Below are 18,253 nucleotides of genomic sequence, written 5' to 3' on the forward strand. Positions count from 1 at the left end.
GGACTACGGCCGCTGGGCGAGCGTCAGCCTGATCCGATGCCGTGACGTGATCCGTCCCTGCTCGTCGCGCCAGCCGTCGACCCGCGCGAGCGCGGCGTCACGAACCCGATCGAGGTCATCGGCCGGAATCGAGTCCCACAGTTGTCGCTGCCCGTGCGAGCGAGTCCACGCGTACCACTGCTCCGTGTCGTCGAAGAACAGATCGAGATCGAAAGCGACGGTGCGCGGATGGACCAGGCCGGCGGTTCGCATCAATCCCTCGACGGCGCCGTCGCTGCCGAAGGGCCCGTTCGGATCCCGCGGATCGAGACGGAAGAAGGCGCGATCCCGGTAGGGCCCGAACAGATCCTCCATCTGCTCCCAGCGCCGATCCCACGCCCCGAACGTCGATACGCCCACGGTTCCGTGCGGCACCAGGAGCGATCGCCACGCGGTCAGGGCCGCCGCGGGGTCCGGCAGGAAGAAGATCATGAACGACGCCGTGATCGCGTCGAACGCGCCCCGCGGAAGCGTCGGCGCCGTCGCATCCATCACCTGGACACTCACGTTCGTCAGCCCCCGGGCACGCGCCTCGTGAGCGGTGGCCGCGATCATCTTGGGCGACACGTCGATGCCGACCACTTCCCCACCGGGGCCCACAGCCTCCGCGAGTCGGAACAGGACGGCGCCGCGTCCGCATCCGATGTCCAGCACGCGCGCACCCGCGCGTGGGTCGACCTCCGCTATCAGTCGTTCCGCGATCGGCCCGAAGAAAGGCACCCCCACGTTGTCGTAGCTGTCGACTACGAGGTCGAACAACTCCGCTAGTCGCGCAGCCCGTATCTCGTCCGGCACTTCGACCATCCATCGATCATCTGCCCGCCCACTCGGGCCGGTCAACGACGTTTCGGTATCGGAACGCCCCGTCGGGCTCTGCGAGTGCGCGACGGGACCGAATTGTCAGGTGCGACGAGGGCCCGTCCGCTCCCCCTCCTCCCGCCGATGTAGACGAACCCGCGAATTCGGGATTCTCCATAGTTCCGTTCTGCACGGACATCCGCCCGGGTCGATCCGGCCCGAGCGCCGAATCGGCGAGGCCCCCGGTCGTTCCAGGGAACGACCGGGCACGAGCATACGAGGTTCCGGTCCCCGTGCGCGCCGTCGATTCGACGCACGGACGGCCACACCTTGGGCCGGCCCGTGCCGAGCGGGTAGACGGCGATCTCCCGCGAGTACGGGTGATTCCACTCGGAAACGAGGCATTCGGCGGTGTGCGGGGCGCCGCGCAGCGGGTTGTCCTCGACGGGCCACTCCCCTGCCCCGACCCGGTCGATCTCGCGCCGGATCGCGATCATCGCCTCACAGAACTGGTCGATTTCGTCGAGGTTCTCGCTCTCGGTGGGCTCCACCATCAGCGTCCCCGCCACCGGGAAGCTCATGGTCGGCGCGTGGAAGCCGTAGTCGGCCAGACGCTTCGCCACATCGTCGACCGTCACGCCGGTCTCCTTGGTGAGCGGACGCAGGTCGAGGATGCACTCGTGCGCGACCATCCCGTTCTCACCGGTGTAGAGGACCGGGAAGTACTCGTCGAGACGACGGGCGATGTAGTTGGCCGAGGCGATCGCGGTGAGCGACGCACGGCGCAGGCCCTGGGCACCCATCATCTTGATGTAGGTCCAGGTGATCGGCAGGATCGACGCGCTACCGTAGGGCGCCGCCGAAACCGGCCCCGAGCCACCCAGTTCGGGGGCCATCGGATGCCCGGGCAGGAACGGCGCGAGGTGCGAGCGGACACCGATCGGGCCGACGCCCGGGCCACCGCCGCCGTGCGGGATGCAGAACGTCTTGTGCAGGTTCAGGTGGCTGACATCGCCGCCGAAGCGTCCCGGCCGCGCGAGCCCGACGAGCGCGTTCAGGTTCGCACCGTCGACGTACACCTGGCCGCCGGCGTCGTGGACGGCCGCGCAGATCTCACCGATCTCGTGCTCGTACACGCCGTGCGTCGACGGGTAGGTGATCATGATCGCGGCGAGACGCTCGGCATGATCGGCGATCTTGGCCCGCAGGTCGTCCAGATCGACGTCACCGTTCTCGCGGCACGCGACGACCTCGACGCGCATCCCGACCATCACCGCGGACGCCGCGTTGGTGCCGTGGGCACTGGACGGGATCAGGCAGGTGTCGCGGTGATCGTCGCCGCGGCTGAGGTGGTAGTTGCGGATGGCCAGCAGGCCCGCGTACTCGCCCTGGCTGCCGGCGTTGGGCTGCAGGCTCACCGCGTCGTAGCCGGTGATGGCGACCAGCCAGTTCTGCAGGTCCTCGATGACCTTCATCATCCCGGGCGCGTCCTCGGCCGCGAACGGATGCAGCTTCGAGAAGCCGGGCCACGTGATGGGTTCCATCTCGGCGGTCGCGTTGAGCTTCATGGTGCACGAACCCAGCGGGATCATGCTGCGGTCGAGCGCGATGTCCTTGTCCGACAGCGCCCGCAGGTAACGCAGCATGGCGGTCTCGGTGCGGTACTTGGTGAACGACTCGTGCTGCAGGTACGGGGTGGTCCGGTCACCGAACGGCACGGGGACGTTGTCGATGTCGGTGCCCGCCGGCAGGCCGAACGCTGCCAGCACGGACTGAACGTGGGCCTCCGTGGTCGCCTCGTCGCACGCAACGCCGACGTGGTCTCCGTCGACGAGACGCAGGTTCACGCCCCACGCCTTGGCGTTCGCGACCACTTCCTCGGCGCGACCGGGCACTCGGGCCAGGACGGTGTCGAAGAACTGCTCGTGGACCACCTCGACGCCGGCAGCGCGCAGGCCCGCGGCGAGGAACTCGGCACGCTGATGGACGCGCTGCGCGATAGCCTTCAGGCCCTCGGCCCCGTGGTAGCTGGCGTACATTGCCGCGACGATCGCGAGCAGCACCTGCGCGGTGCAGATGTTGCTCGTAGCCTTCTCGCGACGGATGTGCTGTTCGCGTGTCTGCAGCGCCAGGCGGTACGCCTTGTTGTCGTCGGCGTCGACCGAGATGCCGACCAGGCGGCCCGGGAGCTGACGGGCGTGCTTGGTGTGCACGGCGAGGTACCCGGCATGCGGGCCACCGAAGCCCATCGGGACACCGAACCGCTGCGTGGTGCCGAAACAGGCGTCGGCCCCCTGCTCACCCGGCGGGGTCAGCAGCGTCATCGCCAGCAGATCAGCGCCGACCGCGACCAGCGCACCGCGCTCGTGGGCCTCCGCGATCATCGCGGCGTGGTCGACGACCCGGCCCGACGCGCCCGGAAGCTGCGCGAGGACGCCGAAGAACTCACCGTCCGGCAGCCCCTGCGTCAGGTCCGCCTCGACGATCTCGATGCCGAGCGGCTCGGCGCGGGTGATCACCACGGCACGCGTCTGCGGGAACAGGTCGGTGTCGAGGACGAAGCGCGGCGACTTGCTCCGCGACGCACGACGCAGCAGCGTCATCGCCTCGGCCGCGGCGGTGCCCTCGTCGAGCATCGACGAGTTGGCGATTTGCATGCCGGTCAGATCGCCGACCATGGTCTGGAAGTTGAGCAGCGCCTCGAGTCGGCCCTGGCTGATCTCGGGCTGATACGGCGTGTACGCCGTGTACCAGGCGGGGTTCTCGAGGATGTTGCGCACCAGCACCGGCGGGGTGAGCGTGTCGTAGTAGCCGAGCCCGATCATGGACACGGCCGTCGTGTTCTTCGCCGCCAGTGCGGACAGTGCGGCGAGCGCGTCGTGCTCCGTCAGCGGGGCGTCGAGCGCCTCGAGACCCGCAGCGACACCGCCGGAGGTCGGGTCGAGGATGCTGGCCGGCACCGCGCGAGTGGCGAGTTCGTCGAGCGAACCCACACCGACTACCTCGAGAATGCGGCCCAATTCGGCCGAATCCGGGCCGACGTGGCGGTCGGCGAACGAATGGCTACGAGCGTCGATCAAGTGAACTCCCAGGCGGTTCGACAGGTGCAGGATGCGCTCCACGAATGGAACGGTCCTCCCCCTCTGTCGCCTGCTCGGGAGACCCGAGCGCCTGAGAGATTCAGCTGCCGCCGCATCCACCGGATGTGCGCGCCTTTCCCCGTGGGCGGGTGGGTACTCCCACCGCTTTCCAGAGGCGTCGGAGCCCGCACGGTCCTGGGTGCCTGAGAGATTGACGGGGAGGTATTGCTCCTTCGGCGTCCGAGCAGCAGCTACAGCTGCGCCCGGAACTCTCCCGCACGACGGCGACGCACCGTCAGTCTATGCCACGACCTGGCACCTGGACGAAAGCCCAGAACAGGCTAGCCGGTCTTGCGGTCGCCGCGACTCTTGCGCCGCGAGGCGAGCTCGTCCTCGGGGGCCTGGGCGGCCTCGCCGCCGTCGGCGCGTTCGGCCGGGAAATCGGCGATCGTTCCGGTGAGCTCGCGCATTGCGCCGCTCACCGCGATGCCGAAGACGCCCTGACCGCCCTGCAGGAGATCGACGACCTCCTCGGCGGACGTGCACTCGTACACGGTGGTGCCGTCGGAGAACAGGGTGATGCGGGCGAGGTCCCGCACACCCCGCCGACGTAAGTGGTCGACCGCCACGCGGATGTTCTGCAGCGAGATCCCGGTGTCCAGGAGACGCTTGACGATCTTCAGGACGAGGATGTCCTTGAACGAGTACAGGCGCTGGCTGCCGGATCCCGCGGCGCCGCGGATCGACGGGACAACCAGGTTGGTGCGTGCCCAGTAGTCGAGCTGGCGGTAGGTGATGCCGGCGATCTGGCACGCGATCGGCACGCGGTATCCGACGAGGTCGTCGGGGACGGAATCGTCGGGGAACAACCCGGGCTGCACGTCCTCGTCGACGTTCAACGCACCGATGGTCGCCTCGTCGGTGAGGTTCAACTGGTGCTCCTGCGGCCGATCTCCCACGGACTACTCCCTCTCGCGTGTTCAGCAGCGGCTGACAGGCGCGGAGCCTCGACGATTCCCCGCTACCTGCACATCGCTCACTCGTGACATCGAGTAAACCCGAACGGTGGATCCACTCAGGGTACGCCCCGCGCATACCGCGCGGCGGTCGTTCACAGCACGTGACGGTATGGCCTCGACGAACGGAGGTCAATGCAACACGCCCAAAACCCTCAACCTAAAGTTGAGGCTTAGATCGTCAGCCGTCGGTCGCCTTGAAATCGTCCGGCGACACGGACTCGAGGAATTCCTTGAACTTCTCCACCTCGTCCTCGCGCTCGTCGGGCATCACCAGACCCGCCTCCGCGAGAACCGCCTCGTCCACATAGATCGGAACACCGATCCGCAGCGCGATCGCCACCGAGTCCGACGGACGGGCCGATACCCGGACGTCGCCCTCGAACACGAGGTCGGCGTAGAACGTCCCGGCCTGCAGGTCGACGATCCGCACTTCACGCAGGGTGTGACCGAAGGCCTCGAGAAGATCCTTGATGAGGTCGTGCGTGAGCGGGCGTGCGGGTTCTACCCCCTGCTGCTCCAACGCAATCGCTGTGGCCTCGGTCTGCCCGATCCAGATCGGCAGGTACCTGTCGCCGTTGCTTTCACGCAGAAGCAACACCGGCTGGTTCTGCGGCTGTTCGACACGGATTCCGATCACACGCATCTCACTCATCGAGAATCCGGCGGCGCCGGGCACGACGAGGCCGCTACGAAGCAGGTCACCCAGGAATCGTTCGTCGATACCCGACCGTGCGATCAGGTCGTCCCGGCTGATCCGCACCTCACGATCGGCACGGAACTCCTCGGGCGACACCTCACCGGGTGCCACCGCGAGGGTGCGCGGCCGCCGAGGCAGCGAATCCACCGCGCCGACGGTCGCGACACCGCTGTCGATCGCCTCCAGCTGTTCCTTGATCACCTTGAGCGGCAGGTACTGATCCCGCTGCGCGGTGAGCACGAACCTCAGTCGCTCACAATCGGCGATCGAGAATCGCCGATACCCGGACGGCGTCCGCTCCGGACTGATCAGCCCCTCTGCCTCGAGGAATCGGATCTTGGAGATCGTCACGTCCGGAAAATCCGGGCGCAGTCGATCGAGCACCGTGCCGATCGACATGCCAGTGGCGGCCTCCTGCCGGACGGCTGTCATTGGTTGCCCGCACCAGCCGCGGATTCGCCGATCTGCGGGCCGCCGGCGTTGCCGCCGCGCGGGCCGGTCAGGAACACGAGGCGGAACTTGCCGATCTGCACCTCGTCGCCGTTCGCCAGGACAGCGGAGTCCACCGGCTCACGGTTCACGTACGTACCGTTCAGGCTGCCCACGTCGACCACCTGGAACTCGTCGTCGTCCTGACGGAACTCCGCGTGCCGGCGGCTCACCGTGACATCGTCGAGGAAGATGTCACTGTCAGGGTGGCGCCCCGCGGACGTCGTCGGCTGGTCGAGCAGGAAGCGCGAGCCCGCGTTCGGGCCCCTCTTGACGACGAGCAGCGCGGAACCGGCGGGCAGCCCCTCGACTCCGGAGACCGGAGCCTCAGCCGTCTGCGAGGACGAGCTGTCCATCTCGTTGAGAAAATCCGCACGGAAAACCGATGTGGTCTCGGCCGGCGTCTCTCCGTAAACCGCATCGTTGCCGTTCTCGCTCACCGTTTCTCCTCCTCAATCCGTTTACCCGGGAACGTTTTCTGTGTCCCCGGGGTCACGCGGTACCACTCGGCCTCGACGAATCTCGGCCACCATCACATTCCGATGCGAATCTGCGCACCGACAGGCATCTCGCTCACCTCGACCGTACCCTGACAGTGGCGGTGCGTGTAGGTGGACAGGCCGGGCGAAGACCCGCGAAATCCGGCGAAATCCTCCGGGAATCAGCTGCCGGAAACCGCGAGGTACGCCTCGGCGTCCAACGTCGCGGCGAGTACCTCGTCCAATCCGGCCTCGTCCTGGACCTCGAGGTCCACCAGCCAGCCGTTTCCGTACGGGTCGGAGTTGACCAGCTCGGGGCTGCCGTCCAGATCGGCATTGACTGCAACAACTTTCGCCGTCAACGGCGCAAAGATGTCCGAAACGCTCTTCGTCGACTCGACCTCGCCGAAGGAATCACCCACGGTCACGTCCTCGCCCTCCGCCGGCAACTGCACGAACACGACATCGCCGAGCTGCGACTGTGCGAAGTCGGTGATACCCACACGCACCGTCGTCGGACCCGTGCGCCGCACCCATTCGTGCTCTGCTGTGTAGCGCAGATCGGCGGGGGTAGCGAGCTCACTCACGGTGGCTTCCTTTCGGGGGCGGCCCCACGAGCGGGCCGGAGAAGATCAGTTTCCGGGTTGAGCGTATTGGCGCGGTTTGATCTCCCGCAAGGCGGAGACGGTGACCTGCGGCGATTGCACGATCCGCAGTTGTCCGCCGCTGCGCGCGACGGTGTCGACCACACCGCCGGGGATGTTCAGGGCCGCCGCGAGCGTCGGTGGATCACCGATCGCGACGATCCGGAACGGGGCCGAGATCCGCCGACCGTCGACGGTGACGTTCCCGCCCCCGCCGCTGACCCACGAGTCGACGCCGATGCGGATCGGTTCGGAACCGGAGCCGCTGATCTCGATCGCCTCGGCGCCGGCGGCGCGCAACTCCTGGATGAGATCGAGTAGCACCTCCGAGCCCACCGACGAGCCGGGGTCCTCGACCGTGAGGGTGACGCCCGGACCGGTCGCGGCCACGGTGCCCACCTGGATCGACAGCGCGGACAACCGGGCTTTCGCCTCCTCCAGGGCCGCGCCTGAACTACCCCCGCCGGCCTCGAGCTTCGACAGCGTCTGCTCGAGCCCGGCAATCTCCTGCCGGAGCGCGGCCTCGCGCTGGTTGAGATTGCCCAGGACCGCGAGCAGGTCGGCAGGTCGGGCCGAATCCAGGTTGTCACCCGAGCCGGTGCTGCTGACCTGTGTCACGATCGCGACGCCGAGCGCTGCCATCAGCAGCACCGCGAGCAGCCCGAACGCGAATCGGGATCGCGTCCGTGTCCGCGTCGACGAGGGCATCTCGTGGCGGCCCTCGCTGCGGGGTCCGGTGGTCTGGGTGGTCTCGGCGGTGTCGGTGGGGCCGTCGTCGTCAGGTTCCACGCCGATCACGCCCCGAACAGTCGACGCCGCAGCGCCGCAGCGTTGCCGAAGATCCGGATACCGAGGACGACGATGATCGCCGTCGACAGCTGTGTCCCGACCCCGAGCTGGTCGCCGAGCCACACGATCAGCGCCGCGACCAGGACGTTGRACACGAAGGAGACGACGAAGACCTTGGAGTCGAAGATCCCGTCGAGGTAGGCGCGCAGCCCGCCGAAGACGGCGTCGAGCGCGGCGACCACTGCGATCGGCAGATAGGGCTGGACGGCGTCGGGCACCTGCGGGCTGAACACGATCCCGAGCGCGATGCCGGCGACGAGCGCGAGCACTCCGTAGAGCGCGTATCCACCTTTCACGGTGCCCCCGTTTCCTGTGCGAATCTCACTTCACGACCGGCCGCTGCCGGGAGCTGCAGGTCGTCGGACTCGGCGATGGAGAATCCCACGCCGTACAACTGCTGAACCGTCGACATCCGCAGATAGGCGTCACTCACCACGAACCCGGTCTGCAGCTTGCGCGGCGGACCGATGGCCGACACCCGGTAGGGCGACGGCACCGGCTGGTTGTCGACGAGCATCGCCCCGCCCGCCTGCCGGATGGTGACGGCCGGACCGACCCGCACGTCGCCGACGGCGACGGCCTCGGCGCCGCTCGCCCACAACGCGTTGACGACGGCCTGCAAGTCCCGGTCGAGCACGCCGGCCTGTGGGGAGCCGGGGACGCGCTGCGACGAGTCGGACAGGTCGGGCCTCGCCGCCGGATCGGTGAGGGTGACAACCAGCCCGGGTCCGTGCACCGGTTCGGCTGCGGCGGCGGACTCGAGCGTGCGCAACTGGTCGAGGACCTGCGCGCCCTCGGCGTCGCCGGCGAGGACGGAGGCCCGGAGGTCGTCGACGCGGACGGTCAGCTCGTCCCGACCGGTGGCCAGGCCGCGGCCCCGATCCTCGGCGTCGCGCACCTTGGTCAGCATCTCGGTACGCGTCTGGTCCACATCGGAGGCGGACGAGGTCGCCTGCGCGTACGAGATCCCGAACACGAGTCCGACCAGGACTGCGCCGAGCGAGATCCATGCTCCCGCCGCGATCTGGGTCGGTCTGGAGTGCCCCTGTTCCCGGTCCTCGGCTGCTCCGGCGTACCCGGGGTCGAGGTGGTCGTTCATTAGCGACTTCAGCAGCGACGGGACCGGATTCCGTCGGACCGGCCTGGGTGTACCTGTCACGGGCCGCTCCGGGTGACGGCGCGCGGCACCGTGCGAGCCACCTCGGCCGCCTTCGCGATGTACAGGCCCGCCGTCCAGACGTAGAGGACGGTGCCCCAGATCAGCAGCGCGTATCCCCACGGGTCGGCGATCGTGGCGAAGCCCCAGTCGAGTTGCGCCGCCAACAGGAGCGGGAGCGCGAACATCAATGCGAACGTCGCCGCCTTGCCGAGGTAGATGACCTCCGGCGGCGGAAGCCCGCGGCGACGGTAGACCGGCAGAGTGAACGCCAGGATCAGGTCCCGGCCGATGAGAATGGCCGCGACCCACCACGGGATGATGTCGCGTGCGACGAACGCGATCAGCGTCGTGATCACGTACAGCCGGTCCACCAGCGGATCGAGCAGGGCGCCCAGACGCGACATCTGGTTCAGCAGGCGGGCGAGCTTGCCGTCCGCCCAGTCGGTGAAGCCGCTGAGCATCAGGACCGCCAACGCCCACCCGTCGGCCTGGGGACCGAGCATCAGGTACAGGAACAGCGGCACACCGGCGAGCCTGATCGCGCTGAGAAGATTCGGGATGGTGAGGATGCGATCGGCGTCCGGCTCCGAGCCCACGTTCTGCTGTCCTACCGCGTCCACCGACAATCCTCTCGGGTTCCCGTCCCTGTCGCAGGCCAGCTTTCCACACCCGGTGTCCCATTTCAGGGACCGACCGTTCGGAGGCGGACCGGTCAGAGCCCCAGCTCGCAGCGCGGGACCCGCGCGAGTGCGCCCGCAGAGAGGCTGCCGAGGTAGAGCCAGTCCGGCGTCTCGCGGACGCCGGTCACGGGCGAGTAGCTCCCCTTCCCGCCCCGCAGGCTGTGCACCACGCGGCCGGCGCCGTCCAGCGCGAGCACCCAGGCCCGGTGTTCGGGATCGGGTTGCACGCGGCTCGGCAGATTAGCGGTGAGGATTCGCAGACTCGGGTACGGCGCCACCCGGTCCAGCAGCGCCATCCGGGGGCTGTACAGCGCCACCCAGAAGATGCCCTCGGCGGTCTGCGACGTGACATTGTCGGGGATTCCGGGCAGGTTGTCCGCCCATACGGAGACGGCGCCGGCCCGCGGCCCCGTCAGCTCCACCCGCTGGATCCGGTACGAGCCCGTCTCGGCGACGATCACGTAGGACTCGTCGGTCGCGAGGCCGACACCGTTCGCGAACTGCAGACCGTCGGCGAGCAGGTCGATGTCACCGGTGCGTGGATCGAACCGCAGCAGACGTCCGGTACCGCTGTGCTCGAGTAGGTCGAGGCGGTGTTCCGGGACGGTGAACCGGGCCGACGAGTCGGTGAAGTAGACGATGCCGTCCCGGCCGACGGCGGAGTTGTTGCACGCCAACAGTGGCCGGCCCAGCGCCGAGTCGGCGAGCAGTTCGACGCGTCCGGTCTCGTCCACCCGCAGCAGCCCGCGTTCGCAGTCGCACACCAGGTAGCGGCCGTCGTCGAGGACCTCGACCCCGAGCGGACGGCCACCGGTGTGCGCGAGTTCGGTGGCGCGTCCGGCAGCGTCGAACCGCCACAGCCGGCCGTCGTCGCCGCCCGTGATCACCCGGCCGTCGCCGTCGACGGCGACGTCCTCGGGTCCGCGGCCGGTGGGCAGCCGCCACTGCTCGGAGCCGTCGAGCTCGTGTCCGGGAGCGAACGGTCCCGTCTCGGCGGGCGCGGGCAGCGGTTGCCACGCGACCGGTTCGATGCCGGTGCGGTCGAGGGCGCGTAGAACCGTCCGCAGGATGCTCACGAGCCCGACGCTAGTCCGGCGCGCGAGCACTCACGCGGGTTTCAGCGCCACGCGAAGGCGGGCTGCGCGAACGACGCGACCCGGGTGTGCCGCCCGTGCAGGACCACCTCGCAGAACTGATGGATCACCGCACCGGTGGGGGCGTGGATGTGCTCACCGCGGAAGGGCCAGCACGCGACGCGCTCGGTGGATCCGGGGATCGTCGTGTACTGCGTCGGGACGTCGAGTTCGTCCAGCGCGATCGCGAACACGTGGGCCACCTCGTCCGGGCTGGGCACCACGGACGCGATCGGCTGCTCCGACCACACCACGTACGGGGTCATGATGTAGCCGGAGTGGGTGACGAAGTCGTCGAGCCTCCCGAGTACGTCCTCGGGGCCGACGTGCACCCCGAGTTCCTCACCGAGCTCGCGCAGGGCCGCGTCCTGCGCCGTTTCCCCCGGGTCGAGCCGTCCGCCGGGCAGCGCGAACTGGCCCGCATGGGCGCGCATCTTCGAGGGCCGCAGCGTCAAGGGGAACACCGGAGCACCGTCCTCGCCGCGCATGACCGCGATCGCGACGGCCGCCTCACGACGGCGGGCGCGGGCCGCCGATTCGGGCTCGAAGGCCCGCAACGCAAGTTCGATCCGTTCCCGGGTGCCGCTCGTCGAATCCGCCATGACCGCCTCCTGCGTGCCGAACCGCTGTTCGCCCGATCATGCCCCATCCGTCCGGGGGCCTCGATATCGTGAAGGCCTGCGATGGGGGTTGCAATGCGCATGTCGCCGCGATCGATCGTCCGCCGCGTCCTGGGCGGCTCGGCCGCCCTGTGTGCCGCGGCCGCGCTCGTCGCAGCGCCCACTCCGGCAATTGCCGCGCCCGTCGATCCGCCGCCCTGTGCGTGGCGATTCATGTCCGACGGTCAGTCGCTCGATGTCGCTTTCCCGGATACCAACGCCACCTACTGGGTCCTCCCTTACGCCCTCGGTCCGCGGGATTCCATCGAGATGTCCGGCGCCTTCCCGTCCGCACGCTACTTCTCGCTCAACACCTACGGCACGGACCTCGACACGATCGACACGTTGCGGGACGACCAGATTCTCCCCGACCCCGGGAGCGGGAATCCCTTCACCGACGCCGACAACCGTTCGCTGCCACCCGATCAGCGGCGGTGGCACGCGACGCTGGTGTCCGGACCGGCCGACCGTACGCGCAACGAGATTCGGGCCCTGCGGGACGACGCCGCGCCGGTCGGCTTCCTGATCGTCCGGGTCTACGTTCCCGACGATCCAGGCTCGCTCAGCGGCGGCGTGCCGCTACCCGATGTCACCTACAGGCTCGGTGGAGCGACCGTCCTGGTGCAGCCGTGCTCGCAGCCGTTCGACCCGAAATCGTCCTCGGGCCCGGTCGCCGATGTGGCTCGGCGCGGTATCGACCGGGCGATCGAAACCGCCGCGTCGGGCACCTTCCGCAGCGACACACCCGAGGCGGTGTTCGTGAACCCGGCCAGCACGTCGGGCCTGTTTCCGAACGGCGACAACAAGTACATCGCCGCCCAGTTGACTCATCGGCTCGGACGGGTCGCCGTGGTGCGCGGCAAGGCGCCGTCGTTCCCCGACACCCGCGCGGGCGTGTCCGCGATCGAGCCGGATCGTCAGGTGCGTTACTGGTCGATGTGCCAGAACGACCTGGTCTCGCCGTACCCGGTGGTGGCGTGCGCCGCGGACTTCCAGACCCGGGTCGACGACGACGGCTGGTACACGTTCGTCGTTGGCGCCCCCGAGGACCTGCCGGCCTCGGATTCGACGGTCACGGTGCTGCCGTGGGGGTCGACCGACGTCCCGAAGAAGGTCCTGATCCTGCGGAACATGCTGCCGTCACCGGACTTCTACCCGACGTCGGTCCAGGCGTCCCAGTCCGGCGACATCGATCCCGCCGTCTCGATGGGGCCGTACTACCCCACGGTCGCCTACTGTTCCGCCTCCACGTTCGCCGCGCGGGGTTACCACGGCTGTTTCGAGGGCCCGCAATCATGAGCTACGACATCCGGATTCGCGACATCGACGAACAACCGACCGGCGTCGTCGACGGCAACGTCGACGTCGACTCCATCGCCGCGTTCCTGGGCCCGGCGTTCGCTGAGGTGGCCCGCGCCGCTGCAGCCCAGGACATCGTGATCGTCGGCCCACCGTTCGGACGGTTCCGGCCGCGCTCCGACGGCATCTGGAACGTCGAGGCGGGCTTCCCGCTGGCGCGCACGATCGAGCCCACCGGCCGGGTCGAGTCGGCGGCGCTGCCGGCAGGTCGGTGCGCGAGCACAGTGCACGTCGGCAGCTACGACACGGTCGAGTCGGCCTACATCGCGCTGACCCAGTGGATCGCCGAACACGGTTACGCCACAACCGGCGAGCCGTGGGAATGCTATCTCGACGACCCCGACGTCCCCCTGCCCCGCACCGAGATCATCATGCCGATCGTGTGGCCCGTCGCGAGCGGGAGCTGAGCACGCCCCGGAAGAGATCTTGTCGCCCTGGTAGGGCAAGATTCCGCATCGTGATCCGCTCGGCCCGCTTCGGCTTCTTCTCCGCTCTCTCCGCCACTGCTCTGATCCTCACGGGCTGCAGCGGCACTCCCACCGACGGGGAGCCCGTCGTCATTGCCCACCCGACCCCCGACGCGACCACCTCGGCCGCTCCGACGGAAGCCGTCCCTGCAACCCATGCGACACCGCGCACTTCCGTCGCAGGACCATCGTCGCTCCCCGTCGGCGACTCCCCCGCCGTCGTCGCACCGCCCGAGCGCGAGACCGAACCGAACAGCACCCTCACCAGCGAGGACATCCTGTTCCTGTCGTACATCACCGAATTCACGCTGATGGAGAAGTCGGAGAGCGATCAGATCCGGATGGGTCTGTCGATGTGCAATTCGCTGTACCGCGGGCAGAGTAAGCCCGATCTGACCACCGAGTACCTCGGTGACGGCCGCTACACCACCGCCGAGGTCACCAACGTCCTCGGCGCCGCGACGGTCGCGTACTGCCCCGACTTCGTCTGAGCACGTTCCGATGAGCGAACAGATCTCGTACGACGCGATGCGCCGCCTCCTCGGGCTGCCCCAGGCGCCCGCTCGAACACCCGCTCCGTGGGCGGTCCGCAAGATCCGCGTCGGTGACGACTGTGGGCAGTGGGGCGTCTGGAGGTACACCGGCCGTGCCGCCCCGATGCACGTCCTCGTCGCGACGTACGACAACTGGCCGGACGCGATCACCCGCATCCGCTGAGGGTTTCCGCGTGTGCCGTCGAGCAGATGCGCATTCGAACATCGTTCGCATCCTCTACCGGAGGGCCGTTCGATCGAGGGGTGCGGCTTCCTACATCCGGCCGCCGACGCCGCCTGTGGGGGCGATCTGCTCGATGATGGCGAGATCGTCGGGAGTCAGGTCCAGTTCGGCCGCGGTGACGTTCTGGTCGACGCGCTGCGGGTTGCGCGATCCCGGGATCGGGACGATGTAGTCCTCGCGGGTCAGCAGCCACGCCAGTGACAGCTGCGCGAGCGTGGCGCCCTTGCTTCCGGCGAGTGCGGTCAACTCGTCGACGACGGCGATGTTGGCGTGAAAGTTCTCCGGCGCCCACCAGGGGATGTGCTGGCGGAAGTCGTCGGCGTCATAGCTCTCGCGGGAGGCTACCGCGCCGCTGAGGAAGCCCCGGGCCAGCGGTGAATAGGCGACGAATCCGATACCGAGCTCCTGGAGGACGGGGAACAGGGATTCGACGTCGCGCGCGAAGATCGAGTACTCGGTCTGCAGCACCGAGATCGGGTGTACCGCGTGCGCGGCGCGGATGGTGGACTCGTCCGCCTCGGACAGCCCCAGATACTTGACCTTGCCTGCCTCGACGAACTCCTTCATCGTGCCGACCACGTCTTCGATCGGAATGTTCGGGTCGGGGCGATGCTGGTAGAGCACGTCGATCGTGTCGACGCGGAGGTTGCGCAGGCTGGACTCGACCACCTCGCGGATGTGCGTCGGGCGCGAGTCGAGGCCGAAAGAGCGGGTGAAGCCGAACTTCGTCGCAATGACCACGTCGTCGCGAATGGGTGCCAGCGCCCGTCCGAGCAGTTTCTCGCCTTCGCCCCAGCCGTACATCTCGGCGGTGTCGAACATCGTCACGCCCAGCTCATGGGCCTTTCGGATCGCGGCGATCGACTCGGTGTCGTCGGTGGGGCCATAACCCGTGGCGGTGCCCATCGCCCCGTAGCCGAGAGCGGCAGCGGTCAGGCCCTGCCGGCCGAGAGTGCGAGTGTCCATGATGAAGCCTTTCGTCTATTGTCATGATGCGTCATACGTGTCAGTCTCTGACACTTTCGACACTGTACGCTTCCATCGTGGAAAGCTCACCGAATCCGGGCCTGCGCGACATCACGCGCGAGGCCGTGCGTGCACGGATCGCCAAGGTCGCGATCGACCTGTTCGCCCAGCAGGGTTTCGATGCGGTCACCGTCGAGCAGATCGCCGCCGAGGTGGGCATTTCGGCCCGCAGCTTCCACCGCTACTTCCCGGCCAAGGAAGACGCCGTCATCGGCGACCTCGTTCCCTGGGGTGAGTTCGTCCGCGACGCCTTCGCCGCGCGGCCGGCCGATGAACCGGTCTGGGATTCTCTGCGCGTGTCCTTCGAAGCCCTGCTGGCTCAACCGAACAGGGACGAACAAGGAAGCAAGAGGACCATGCGTGTTCTGACGAGCGCAGCGTCCCTACGCGCCCGCAACCTCGAGAAGCATCTGCTGTGGGCGAGCCTGCTCACCCCGCTCGTGCAGGAGCGACTCGCCGGCGATCTCGCGGTACTGCGAGCACAGACACTGGTGCAGGCGTCGCTGGCCTGCTTCGACGTTGCGATGACCACCTGGGCCGAGCCTGACGAGACCATGGACGCGGTGCAGCTCCTCCGTCGATCCTTCGCCACGCTCGCCCCCAAGTATCCGACATAGGGCCGACTACAGCGCTCCACGTCCCGTGAAGCCGGCCCGGCGAGGGGATTGTCCACCTCGTTCACGAACCGGGTGGGATCGCCGGTGCGCGCCAGCATGCGAGCCGCAGTCACGACACCGACACCGGGGATCTTCAGGAGCTTGGCGCCACCGGCGGCGAGCTGCGGTCACCGCACCAATTCGAAGTGCAGCGCCAGTTCGGTTGCGGCAGGGCGGATCACGGAGGCGCGATCGGCACGACGTCGTGCGGGCCGCGCTCTGAGCGAACACGCTTGTTGTTGAACCATGCTTTCGATGGCTCGCTCAAACAGATAGACGAAGCCGAAGAGTAGAGAAGTTGCTCCCGCATCGCGAGAGTCCGCCGCGGCACCAGTGATCCCACCCGCCCGCAAGGGGCTCGGGGCCGGATCACCGGCCGTAACGCCGATCTCGTCACACCGACCGGGTGGGCGGTGGCTCCCTTTCGAAATGTGCGTTCGAAATGCGTGCGGAAGCCACCGCCTGCAACTTCCCGGGATCCGTCAAGAACGGGACGTCACCACCACTCGAGTCAGGAGGCGAGCACTGAGTTGGACGTTAGTCCAACTATCCTCCCCGCGCACCTCGACAGAGCTTCTTCACCCTCGAAGTCATCCTTTCGGGGCATCCGCCCAGCCCAGCGGCCAGCTGTCGCCGCGGGCCGCACGACGTGGCACCCAGATCAAGGACCGGTGAGCGCACAGCTGGAATCCCCAGGCACGTGATGAGCTCGAGCAGCTGCTCGGCGAACGGCCCCGCCAGATTCTCTCCGGGGCGCGTGTAGTCCTCGACGATCGCCCGCCGATCGACATCGGCGAGCATCAGCTGCATCGCCGACATCAACCCGGTGCGGTTGTCACGTACAGATCGCTCGAGGTCGGGATCTGGTCGACAATGCCCTGGATCTGATCCGGCGTCAGCGGTCGGGTACGACCGTCGGACGGCAGGAGTTGCTCCACAAGCTCGTCCATGGCCCCACCTTGAACCGGCAAAACGATGAAAGCGACGTGCACCGTGAGGATCCAGGGTGCATCGAGGCTTCGCCCAGTGAGGACGTGGAGCCGGAAGCATCAGCGAGTGTGCGGACGGGACATCCGAGGGGGCGTTGGCCCTCGATGCACGAAGCCCAACTCGAATAGTCTTCGCGCCGGGGCTTCTCGCCGTTCTCAGTTCATGCCGTCGAAGAGCTGGGGCCCTCGTCGTCCGGGGCGGCGAGCGTGAAGGTGGGGTACTTCTCGCCGGGCATGCGAGCGAGGGATCGAACTCGGGCACCCTTCGAGCTGAGTCCGCCGATGATCCAGCCGAAACACCAGGCGCCACTGTCCAGCGCAACGATCGCCATCCTGCGCGGGCGATCGTCCCCGGCCTGAAGTCCGCGGAGCACGGGACGGAGAGCAATGATCGATCCCGCCAACGCTGGGCGAGCGATCTCTATGGCGGATCGGACCAGCCGACTATCCGCGCTGACGCATCGGAGACCGAAGCACAACATCGTCCACGCTCCTCCGGCGCTCGCTACAGAGCGAAGCCGATCCCGCAGTTCGGGGCGGCGACGGTGAAGGTCGGCAGCTTGCTCGCGGCGGGACCTACAAGTTCGACGCGCACACCGGACTCACGGCGCTGACGCCCGACGAGCCTGGCGAAGCACCAACCGCCGTCGTCCAGTGTGATGAGCGTCTTGCGGCCGCGGAACATCGTGGTCACTCTCCCTGCGTTCTTGTTGAACAGGACGCATCGAGCGTGCCCTAGCGGACGTGGTGGGAGCGACGGTACTTCTACCTGTTCGAGTACCTGTCTTGTTCGCCCCGAGGCAATGGGCTCGGAGTGCCGGTGGTCGCCGACAACGCCCGTACAGGAGCGGCACCGCGCAAGCACGCCCCGATCGCGGTGCCATTCCGACCCACAACCAGTGGAGCCGCGGCCACGCCGATCCCGAGGGCCTGCGCTTATGCCAGAGCGTCGCAGGATGTCCCCAGATACAAGAAAACTCAGGTGAGATGGACTCTCACCTGAGTATTCCTCGGTCGGGCTGACAGGATTTGAACCTGCGACCACTTGACCCCCAGTCAAGTGCGCTACCAAGCTGCGCCACAGCCCGTCCACGCCCTCGTTCGGGCGCCTCAGAAGATTACAACAGTGACGCTTGCGAAAGCTAATCGCCTGGTCAGAGGCAATGTTCGGCAATCGCGGACCCGATCTCGCACGGGTTTTGTCGTCGTCACACACCTGTTCGGTGAAGAACTCCGGTGTGATTCCTGCAAAAC

Annotated in this window: 20 protein-coding genes, 1 tRNA gene, 2 pseudogenes and 1 riboswitch; of the genes and pseudogenes, 5 read left to right on the forward strand and 18 right to left on the reverse strand. The window is 67.9% G+C overall.

The window, feature by feature from the left end:
- Positions 1–3: 3 nt before the first annotated feature.
- The 12 genes and pseudogenes from AB4Z09_RS11050 to AB4Z09_RS11105 form a co-directional block, all read right to left on the reverse strand.
- The gene (locus AB4Z09_RS11050; RefSeq protein ID WP_174910465.1) at positions 4–843 is read right to left on the reverse strand and encodes a class I SAM-dependent methyltransferase; all 840 of its coding nucleotides are present in this window, start codon (positions 841–843) and stop codon (positions 4–6) included.
- Between the two features lie 251 nt (positions 844–1,094).
- Positions 1,095–3,917, reverse strand: a pseudogene (gene gcvP, locus AB4Z09_RS11055) (aminomethyl-transferring glycine dehydrogenase); the annotation flags it as partial.
- Between the two features lie 180 nt (positions 3,918–4,097).
- A riboswitch (glycine riboswitch) is annotated at positions 4,098–4,204 on the reverse strand.
- A gap of 54 nt (positions 4,205–4,258) precedes the next feature.
- Positions 4,259–4,876 (reverse strand): MerR family transcriptional regulator, encoded by a 618-nt coding sequence (locus tag AB4Z09_RS11060; RefSeq protein ID WP_114723517.1) that lies wholly within the window; start codon positions 4,874–4,876, stop codon positions 4,259–4,261.
- 238 nt (positions 4,877–5,114) lie between these two features.
- Positions 5,115–6,065, reverse strand: coding sequence for a transcriptional regulator FtsR (gene ftsR, locus AB4Z09_RS11065; protein ID WP_442239724.1), 951 nt, complete (start codon positions 6,063–6,065; stop codon positions 5,115–5,117).
- A complete protein-coding gene (gene odhI / locus AB4Z09_RS11070; protein ID WP_174910467.1) occupies positions 6,062–6,562 on the reverse strand; it encodes an oxoglutarate dehydrogenase inhibitor Odhl in 501 nt (166 codons plus the stop codon). The genes ftsR and odhI overlap by 4 nt, the downstream gene beginning before the upstream one ends.
- Before the next feature lie 221 nt (positions 6,563–6,783).
- On the reverse strand, positions 6,784–7,188 hold the full coding sequence (gcvH, locus tag AB4Z09_RS11075; RefSeq protein WP_174910469.1) for a glycine cleavage system protein GcvH: 405 nt from the start codon (positions 7,186–7,188) through the stop codon (positions 6,784–6,786).
- A gap of 45 nt (positions 7,189–7,233) precedes the next feature.
- Entirely contained in the window at positions 7,234–7,953 is a 720-nt protein-coding gene (locus AB4Z09_RS11080; RefSeq protein ID WP_442239740.1) for a DUF881 domain-containing protein, read from the reverse strand.
- A gap of 86 nt (positions 7,954–8,039) precedes the next feature.
- Positions 8,040–8,390, reverse strand: a complete 351-nt coding sequence (locus tag AB4Z09_RS11085) for a small basic family protein (protein ID WP_442239725.1) — start codon at positions 8,388–8,390, stop codon at positions 8,040–8,042.
- Positions 8,387–9,193 (reverse strand): DUF881 domain-containing protein, encoded by an 807-nt coding sequence (locus tag AB4Z09_RS11090; RefSeq protein ID WP_174910471.1) that lies wholly within the window; start codon positions 9,191–9,193, stop codon positions 8,387–8,389. The genes AB4Z09_RS11085 and AB4Z09_RS11090 overlap by 4 nt, the downstream gene beginning before the upstream one ends.
- A gap of 56 nt (positions 9,194–9,249) precedes the next feature.
- A complete protein-coding gene (locus AB4Z09_RS11095; RefSeq protein ID WP_114723511.1) occupies positions 9,250–9,873 on the reverse strand; it encodes a CDP-alcohol phosphatidyltransferase family protein in 624 nt (207 codons plus the stop codon).
- Positions 9,874–9,965: 92 nt separating this feature from the next.
- Complete coding sequence (locus tag AB4Z09_RS11100) at positions 9,966–11,009, reverse strand: SMP-30/gluconolactonase/LRE family protein (protein WP_174910472.1); 1,044 nt, start codon at positions 11,007–11,009, stop codon at positions 9,966–9,968.
- Positions 11,010–11,050: 41 nt separating this feature from the next.
- On the reverse strand, positions 11,051–11,668 hold the full coding sequence (locus tag AB4Z09_RS11105; RefSeq protein WP_442239726.1) for an NUDIX hydrolase: 618 nt from the start codon (positions 11,666–11,668) through the stop codon (positions 11,051–11,053).
- A 99-nt stretch (positions 11,669–11,767) separates the two neighbouring features.
- Here AB4Z09_RS11105 and AB4Z09_RS11110 point away from each other — a divergent pair, with 99 nt between their 5' ends.
- From AB4Z09_RS11110 to AB4Z09_RS11125, 4 genes are read left to right on the forward strand one after another with little or no spacing between them, the layout of a single operon-like run.
- Complete coding sequence (locus AB4Z09_RS11110; RefSeq protein WP_442239727.1) at positions 11,768–13,024, forward strand: hypothetical protein; 1,257 nt, start codon at positions 11,768–11,770, stop codon at positions 13,022–13,024.
- Positions 13,021–13,491, forward strand: coding sequence for a GyrI-like domain-containing protein (locus AB4Z09_RS11115; RefSeq protein WP_442239728.1), 471 nt, complete (start codon positions 13,021–13,023; stop codon positions 13,489–13,491). Before AB4Z09_RS11110 ends, AB4Z09_RS11115 begins: the two co-directional genes overlap by 4 nt.
- Positions 13,492–13,541: 50 nt before the next feature.
- Positions 13,542–14,042 (forward strand): DUF732 domain-containing protein, encoded by a 501-nt coding sequence (locus AB4Z09_RS11120; RefSeq protein ID WP_114723506.1) that lies wholly within the window; start codon positions 13,542–13,544, stop codon positions 14,040–14,042.
- A gap of 10 nt (positions 14,043–14,052) precedes the next feature.
- Entirely contained in the window at positions 14,053–14,268 is a 216-nt protein-coding gene (locus AB4Z09_RS11125; RefSeq protein WP_429516189.1) for a hypothetical protein, read from the forward strand.
- A gap of 90 nt (positions 14,269–14,358) precedes the next feature.
- Here AB4Z09_RS11125 and AB4Z09_RS11130 read toward each other — a convergent pair whose 3' ends face one another.
- Positions 14,359–15,294 (reverse strand): aldo/keto reductase, encoded by a 936-nt coding sequence (locus tag AB4Z09_RS11130; RefSeq protein ID WP_114723504.1) that lies wholly within the window; start codon positions 15,292–15,294, stop codon positions 14,359–14,361.
- Positions 15,295–15,371: 77 nt separating this feature from the next.
- Here AB4Z09_RS11130 and AB4Z09_RS11135 point away from each other — a divergent pair, with 77 nt between their 5' ends.
- On the forward strand, positions 15,372–15,971 hold the full coding sequence (locus AB4Z09_RS11135) for a TetR family transcriptional regulator (protein WP_442239729.1): 600 nt from the start codon (positions 15,372–15,374) through the stop codon (positions 15,969–15,971).
- A 68-nt stretch (positions 15,972–16,039) separates the two neighbouring features.
- On the opposite strand, the pseudogene AB4Z09_RS11140 reads toward AB4Z09_RS11135, so the two are convergent.
- From AB4Z09_RS11140 to AB4Z09_RS11160, 5 genes and pseudogenes are all read right to left on the reverse strand, one after another.
- Positions 16,040–16,108, reverse strand: a pseudogene (locus tag AB4Z09_RS11140) (transposase); the annotation flags it as partial.
- A gap of 720 nt (positions 16,109–16,828) precedes the next feature.
- Entirely contained in the window at positions 16,829–16,960 is a 132-nt protein-coding gene (locus AB4Z09_RS11145) for a hypothetical protein (RefSeq protein ID WP_442239730.1), read from the reverse strand.
- A gap of 200 nt (positions 16,961–17,160) precedes the next feature.
- On the reverse strand, positions 17,161–17,373 hold the full coding sequence (locus AB4Z09_RS11150; RefSeq protein WP_442239731.1) for an enoyl-CoA hydratase: 213 nt from the start codon (positions 17,371–17,373) through the stop codon (positions 17,161–17,163).
- Positions 17,374–17,504: 131 nt separating this feature from the next.
- Complete coding sequence (locus AB4Z09_RS11155) at positions 17,505–17,693, reverse strand: enoyl-CoA hydratase (protein WP_442239732.1); 189 nt, start codon at positions 17,691–17,693, stop codon at positions 17,505–17,507.
- Between the two features lie 320 nt (positions 17,694–18,013).
- A tRNA-Pro gene (locus tag AB4Z09_RS11160) sits at positions 18,014–18,087 on the reverse strand.
- Between the last annotated feature and the right edge of the window lie 166 nt (positions 18,088–18,253).

This window comes from Rhodococcus sp. TAF43 (genome assembly GCF_052113525.1).
In the GTDB taxonomy this organism is placed as follows: domain Bacteria; phylum Actinomycetota; class Actinomycetes; order Mycobacteriales; family Mycobacteriaceae; genus Prescottella.